This is a genomic window from Trebonia sp. (assembly GCF_049794275.1).
Classification (GTDB): Bacteria; Actinomycetota; Actinomycetes; order Streptosporangiales; family Streptosporangiaceae; genus Trebonia.
In genome coordinates, this window is record NZ_JBARCR010000839.1 from 1 (window position 1) to 6,152 (window position 6,152).

Sequence of the window (6,152 nt, forward strand, 5' to 3'; positions counted from 1 at the left end):
GCCGAAGGAGCCGCTGCCGCCAAGCCGGACACGAGCCCGCCACCGCGGGGGTTTGCGTGCCGCGCGTACGGCGGGCGCCTGCCCGCTCTTCCCCCCGTAGCCTGCGCGGCGCGCCCTGGAGGTGAGCGGCGGCGAAGCCGCCTCCTTCTGGGCTCTCGGCCCCGTATGCATGCGAGCGCTATTCCTGCCTGGTCAGCGGTGCGGCGATCACGCTCGCGAACAAGAAGCGTCGGTGAGTTGCGCCCCTCCTGCCGCTGGCTGCCGAGTCGACGGCTGGTACCAGCCACTCGGCAACCGGAAGGACCCCGCGCGAACGCCCGATTGAGCCTCCCTTAACAAGGGCGGCAGCAAAGCCGCTGCGTCCGCGTCAGTGCTCTCCCTTTATCCCGAACGGACCCGGCCGACTCTCGCGCCAAATGATCTCCTCATCGAGCCACACTGCCGCTCTCGCTGGCCTGATGTAGTTCCGCGGCGTCTCCGGCCAGCCCGCGGTCGACATGGGGATCGGCGCAACAGGAGCAGCTGCTAATCCTGAACCGGCAGGTAAGGGTTCCTCGAGGAGGAAGGGCGGCCCTGGCGGGCCGGGGCAGGAATGTAGCTTGGAGGCGTGGTGACCGCGATGCAGCAGCCAGATCCGGCGGCACGGCCGGCGGTTTTCGTCCTGTTCGGGGCGACCGGTGACCTGGCCAGGCGCATGGTGCTGCCGGCTTGGTACCGGTTGGCGTGCGAAGGGCTGCTTCCCCGCCAGTGGCTGCTGGTAGGCAACGGCCGCGGCGACATCACGCACGAGAACTTCCGCGCCCGCGTCCGCGATGCGCTCACCGAGTTCGGTCCCAAGCCCGAGGGCACGGACTGGGACTCATTCGCGCAGCGCGTGTTCTTCGCCGGCGGCGGGTTCAGCTCCGGCAATCCCGGCAGCTTGCCGGACGTGCTCGGCCAGGCGCGCGCATCGGTCGGCGGCAGCCCGCAGCTGGTGCATTACCTGGCCGTCCCGCCGGTGGCCTTCGGCGGGCTGACCCAGGCCCTGGGGCAGTACGGGCTGGCCGATGGCGCCCGGGTTGTCTTCGAGAAGCCGTTTGGCACCTCGCCCGGCAGCTTCCGCGAACTCGACCAGATCGTTCATTCGGTCCTGGATGAGCAGCAGGTGTACCGGATCGACCATTTCCTGGGCAAGGAAGCGACCCAGGATCTGCACGTGCTCCGCTTCGCCAACAGCTCGTCCGCCGCGTACTGGGATCGCGAGCACGTCGAGTCGGTGCAGATCGACGTGCCCGAGACGCTCGGCATCAGTGACCGGGCCCAGTTCTACGACGCCACCGGCGCGGTCCTGGACATGCTCGTCACGCACTTGTTCCAGGTGGCCGCCGAGGTCGCCATGGAACCGCCAGCCAGCCTGGACGCGCCGGGCCTGCAGGCGGCCCGGAACGAGGTCCTGAGCTGCTTCCGGCCGCTGGACCCGCAGGAGGTCGTGCTGGGGCAGTTCGACGGGTACCGGGCGGTGCCGGGTGTGGATCCGCACTCTGGCCGGGACACGTTCGTGGCCGCCCGGGTGTGGATCGACAACCCCCGCTGGCGGGATGTGCCGTTCTACCTGCGCACCGGGAAGCGGCTGGCCGCGTCCAAGCAGCAGGTCAGCCTGATCTTGCGCGAGCCGCCTGGGCCGCTGGCCGGCCAGTTGCCCCGCGATGGGAACGTGCTGTCCTTCTCGCTGGCCGGTGACGGGGAGATCGACCTGCTCTTGGTGGCCAAGAAGCCCGGGCCCGCGCTGGACCTCGACGTCGTCCGCGCGGCGTTCCCGCTGGCCAGCCTGCACGGTGCCGACCCGCTGCCACCGTACGTGCGGCTGATCCACGACGTCCTGATCGGCGACCGCTCGCTGTTTACCCGGCCGGACGGGCTGGCCGCGGTGTGGCAGGTGGCCGAGCCGCTGCTCACCAGCCCGCCCCCGGTCCGCGGGTACGCGCCCGGCTCGTGGGGGCCGGCCGAAGCCCGCCAGCTCATCGCGCCAGGGCAATGGCTCCTGGGCCAGTAACTGCCCGGCCACGGCACCGGCCGGCCCGCTGGACCGATCCCGGCTCTCTGCGCTTGCGAGCCTCGGGCAGCAGCACCTGGATCCCGCCGAGACGGTCCGCTGTGCTGGGTGTTCACCCAGACCAGCACGTCTGCCAGCTCATCGTCCTAGCCGACGGCCGGGCTCAGTGACGGTGCTCAGTGGCCGGCCGGCAGGGTGCGGGCTCGCTGCTCGACGCCCAGCTCGCCGTAGGGATAGTCGACGGGGTGCGGGTCGCTGGCGGCGTCGAGTGTGGCGGTCTCGGCCGCGGTCAGGCGCAGCCCGGCTGAGCGCAGGTTGGCCTCGAGCTGGTCCAGCGTCCGGGCGCCCAGGATCGTCGAGCTGACCGCGGGCCGGGCGGTCAGCCAGGCCAGCGCGACCTCGGCCATGGACACACCGCGGTCTTCGGCGACCTTCTGCACCGCGTCGATGACGTGCCAGGTCCGGTCCGTGCCGCGCCGCTCGTAGGCCTCCATGCCGCGGCCGGGGTCCTCGCCGAGGCGGGTCGCGCCGGCCGGGCGCTGGTCACGGCGGTACTTGCCGGACAGCCAGCCGCCGCCGAGCGGGCTCCAGGGCAGCAGGCCCATCCCGGCGTCGAGCGCGGCCGGCACGATCTCCCACTCGATCTCCCGGGCCAGCAGACTGTACTGCGGCTGGAGGGTCACCGGCCCAGCCACGTTCAGGGCTCGGGCCAGGTGCACGGCCTTGGTCAGCTGCCAGCCGGTGAAGTTGGACAGCCCCCAGTAGCGGATCTTGCCGGCCTGGATGAAGCCCTCGATCGTCCGCAAGGTCTCCTCGAGCGGCGTCAGCGGGTCGTAGGCATGCACCTGGTACAGGTCGACCGCCTCCAGCCCCAACCGGCGCAGCGAAGACTCAAGCGCGCGGGTCAGGTGGCGCGCGGACAGCCCGGCGCCGTTCGGCGAGTCATCCACCGGCATACGGCCCTTGGTGGCCAGCACCACGGGCTCGGTGACATCGGAAGGGCGGTTGGCGAACCAGCGGCCGATGATCTCCTCCGACCTCCCGCCGCCGTACACGTCCGCCGTGTCCACCAGCGTTCCGCCCGCCTCGATAAAACGGTCAAGCTGCTGGTGCGCGCCGGACTCGTCGGCCTCGACGCCGAACGTCATCGTCCCCAGGCACAGGCTCGACACCGCGCAGCCGCTGCCTCCCAGCATGCGATAGTCCATAAAGCCAGGCTAGCGAGACCCGGAGCGCCGCAAAAGATACGCGTCCGCGCGGATGTTCGCCATCACGTGGTCAGGCGGCGCGCCGGGTGCTGTCGGAGGCCGGTCTAACGGAGCTGGCGGGCAGCTGCCGGATCCATGCGGTCCATAGCCGCCTCGGGGCGGTCGCCGAACTTCCGGACCATGAGGCCAGCGAAGCCGCGGTGGCGGTATGCGTGAAGCACCCCGGTCAGGGTCAGGGCGTCCCTCCCTGCTGTTCGAGCACGCGGGTCACGATGGTCAGGTCCTGCTCGCCCAGACCTTGCTCAACGGCCTGCTGCCATTCGTCAGCCAGGCAGGCAAGGACGGCGAACCGGTCGCCGCCGGCCGCTTGGAGGGCAAGGTGCACGTCCTTGAGCGCGAGCGACAGCGCGAACTGGGCCGAGAACTCCCCGTCGGCGATACGGCGCAGTTTGGCTGCCTGCCAGGTGGACACGAGCGGGCCGCCGCCAAGCGCGTCCACCACCGTCTCGGTCTCAAGGCCCAGCCGGCGAGCAAGAGCCACAGACTCGGCAACCGCCTCCGCCGCGAATGCCAGCCAGGTGTTGTTCACCAGCTTCAGCCGCGTGCCGGCCCCGGCCGCGCCGACCCAGATCGTGCGCTGGCCGAGTGCGTCGAACAGCGGAGCGACACGCGGACGCGCCTCGTCGGGTCCTGACGCGAAGATCGTCAGCTGGCCGTGTTCTGCCGGATCCTTGCTTCCCGACACTGGCGCATCCAGGAGCATCACGTCCGGGCGCTCAGCACCGGCCATGGCTACGACGCGGTCGGTCCCCGCCACGCCGATGGTGCTCATCTGGGCCCAGATCGCGCCGGGAGCCAGAGCAGCGAGCATCCCCTGGTCCCTTGCGATCGAAAGGGCGGCATCGGCGTCGGTCACCATCGTGACCACGATCGCGGCTCGCCGCGCTGCGCCCGCGGCGGTCTCGGCGACCTCAGCGCCGAGCTCAGCCAGGTCCCGGGTCGCCTCCATCGTGCGGTTCCAGACGATCGTCGGGATGCCCGCGCGCAAAGCACTGGTTGCCATCCCGTGGCCCATCGCTCCAATGCCGAGCACCGCAACCGGCTCGTGCGTCCGTGCCATCGGTCTCTCCCTTGCCAGGCGACTGCCAGGCGACGAGTCCTACCAGCATCGCGCCGACCGGACCCTCATGCGTACCCTAGGCGGCTGGGCCAATGAAAACGAGGTCATGGCGGCCGGCTTCATTCGGCCTCCGCGGAGACCGTGTACGCCGTGGTCCGCTAGGGCACGGATGATGAGCTGTCCAGCAGCCCGGCGGACCGCGATGCGCGGCCCAGGGCCGGCACCATGACCGGCAGCAACCTGGCGGTGTCCGGGAAGGCGGCCTGGTTCGGCACTAGCACGGCGGGGGAGTCGCGTCGGATGGTCAGGGCCGGGACATCGCCCGATGAGGAACTCGCTGTCACCGGGGCTGAGGATCTCCAGGGCCGACAGCGGCCACAGCTTCTCCTATTCGCTGCCGCGCCTGCGGATCGCGGGCCCGCTCACTGGCGATCTCCGGTGCCCGGCGGGCCTGACAGTCCTGTAAGCCCGGGTCAAGCTGGACATGCCTGCCGAGGCGTTCCCCTCGACACTCTGCTCGGTGGAGAAGGACAACCATTCGAGGCCATCAGACACTCTTCTGCCCGCTGCTGAGCTCACCTTCTGTAACCCCCAGAATTGAGACCTCTTGCATGCCATCGAGGTGCAGGAAGGTCGGTGAAGATCGCTGATGCAGGTCAGCGAGCCTACGCAGGTTGCATGCGGTCAGCTTCGTACGGTGCAGTTGATGCACTTTGCCGCTGCACCGGTCGTCAGGTTCGGATCTGGGAATTAGCACAGCCAGCACCGCGGGTTTTAAGCCTCAGCTAAGCCTCAGAGCTAAGCCTCAGCCTGTGCCGGCCAGCCTTTCGGCCACCTTCCGGGTTGCTTCCATCGCAGTTCCACCGTCGGCTGCCATCCTCAGATCCAGGGCATCGACGCAAGGAGCTCAACAAATGTTTCCCCGCAAACTCACCAGGTCCATCGTTGTCGGCGCCGCGGCCATCGCGGTCGCGGGCGGTTCCTACGGGATCGTCAGCGCAACCTCCGGCAGCGGCTCTACTGCTGCTGCTAGCACCGCCCCCGCTGCCGGGAGCAGCTCTGGCGGCGGGGGATCCAACGCCCGGTCCGGGCCGGCCGCGGGGGGATCATCCGGCACCGTCAGCAGCCTGTCCACGTCGGGCTTCACAATCACGACATCAGCGGGTCAGAAGGTGACCGTCAAGGAGACGTCCTCCACGACGTACCAGAACGGGACGAGCCCGGCGCCGGCGAGTGCCATTACAAAAGGCCAACCCGTCCTCGTACTCGGGACGACCAGCTCAACGACCATCACGGCCACGCAGGTCACCGTGCAGCCGGCTGGCAGCGAAGGATCGGCGGCTTCCTCGGCGGCAGGGGTGGTCCCTTTTCAGCAGGGTGCACCGGCCACGTCAAAGACGGTTGGTCAGGTCCCGGCGGACTACACCCAGGGGTCGGGGACGCTCGCCAGCGGAACGGCAGCCAATAAGGCGACGGAAGCTGCGCTGGCCGCCTACCCGGGGGGCGTCGTCGACCGTGTTGTGGAGCTGGGCAACGGCGACTACGAGGTCCACTACATAGGCGTCAACTGGCCGCACCACATCTTCGTCAACCAGGACTTCAAGGTCATCGGCGCCAACGACTAGACGGATACGCCCGTTCCCGGACGCCGCGCACCAGCAGCTGAACGGGCCCGTCGTCTTGGCCTGGGACAACTTGAACTCCCACGTCAGCCGCGCAATGGCCGAGCTGGCCGCCGCCAGGTCCTGGCTGACGGCCTACCGGCTCCCGCCCTACGCCTCCGAACTCAACC

5 protein-coding genes and 1 pseudogene are annotated in these 6,152 nt (G+C 69.5%); 3 read left to right on the forward strand and 3 right to left on the reverse strand.

What is annotated here, in order from left to right:
• Positions 1–619: 619 nt before the first annotated feature.
• Positions 620–2,032 carry a glucose-6-phosphate dehydrogenase gene (locus WA805_RS21750; protein ID WP_425243254.1) on the forward strand — a complete coding sequence of 471 codons (1,413 nt, stop codon included), beginning with the start codon at positions 620–622 and terminating at the stop codon, positions 2,030–2,032.
• A gap of 176 nt (positions 2,033–2,208) precedes the next feature.
• On the opposite strand, the gene WA805_RS21755 is transcribed toward WA805_RS21750, so the two are convergent.
• The 3 genes from WA805_RS21755 to WA805_RS21765 form a co-directional block, all read right to left on the reverse strand.
• Positions 2,209–3,240 (reverse strand): aldo/keto reductase, encoded by a 1,032-nt coding sequence (locus WA805_RS21755; protein WP_424560352.1) that lies wholly within the window; start codon positions 3,238–3,240, stop codon positions 2,209–2,211.
• Between the two features lie 232 nt (positions 3,241–3,472).
• Positions 3,473–4,360 carry an NAD(P)-dependent oxidoreductase gene (locus WA805_RS21760; RefSeq protein WP_422272853.1) on the reverse strand — a complete coding sequence of 296 codons (888 nt, stop codon included), beginning with the start codon at positions 4,358–4,360 and terminating at the stop codon, positions 3,473–3,475.
• A 158-nt stretch (positions 4,361–4,518) separates the two neighbouring features.
• A complete protein-coding gene (locus tag WA805_RS21765; RefSeq protein ID WP_422272851.1) occupies positions 4,519–4,704 on the reverse strand; it encodes a hypothetical protein in 186 nt (61 codons plus the stop codon).
• Between the two features lie 570 nt (positions 4,705–5,274).
• Here WA805_RS21765 and WA805_RS21770 point away from each other — a divergent pair.
• Both WA805_RS21770 and WA805_RS21775 read left to right on the forward strand, forming a co-directional pair.
• Entirely contained in the window at positions 5,275–5,985 is a 711-nt protein-coding gene (locus tag WA805_RS21770) for a hypothetical protein (protein WP_422275502.1), read from the forward strand.
• Positions 5,986–6,004: 19 nt separating this feature from the next.
• Positions 6,005–6,152, forward strand: a pseudogene (locus tag WA805_RS21775) (IS630 family transposase); the annotation flags it as partial.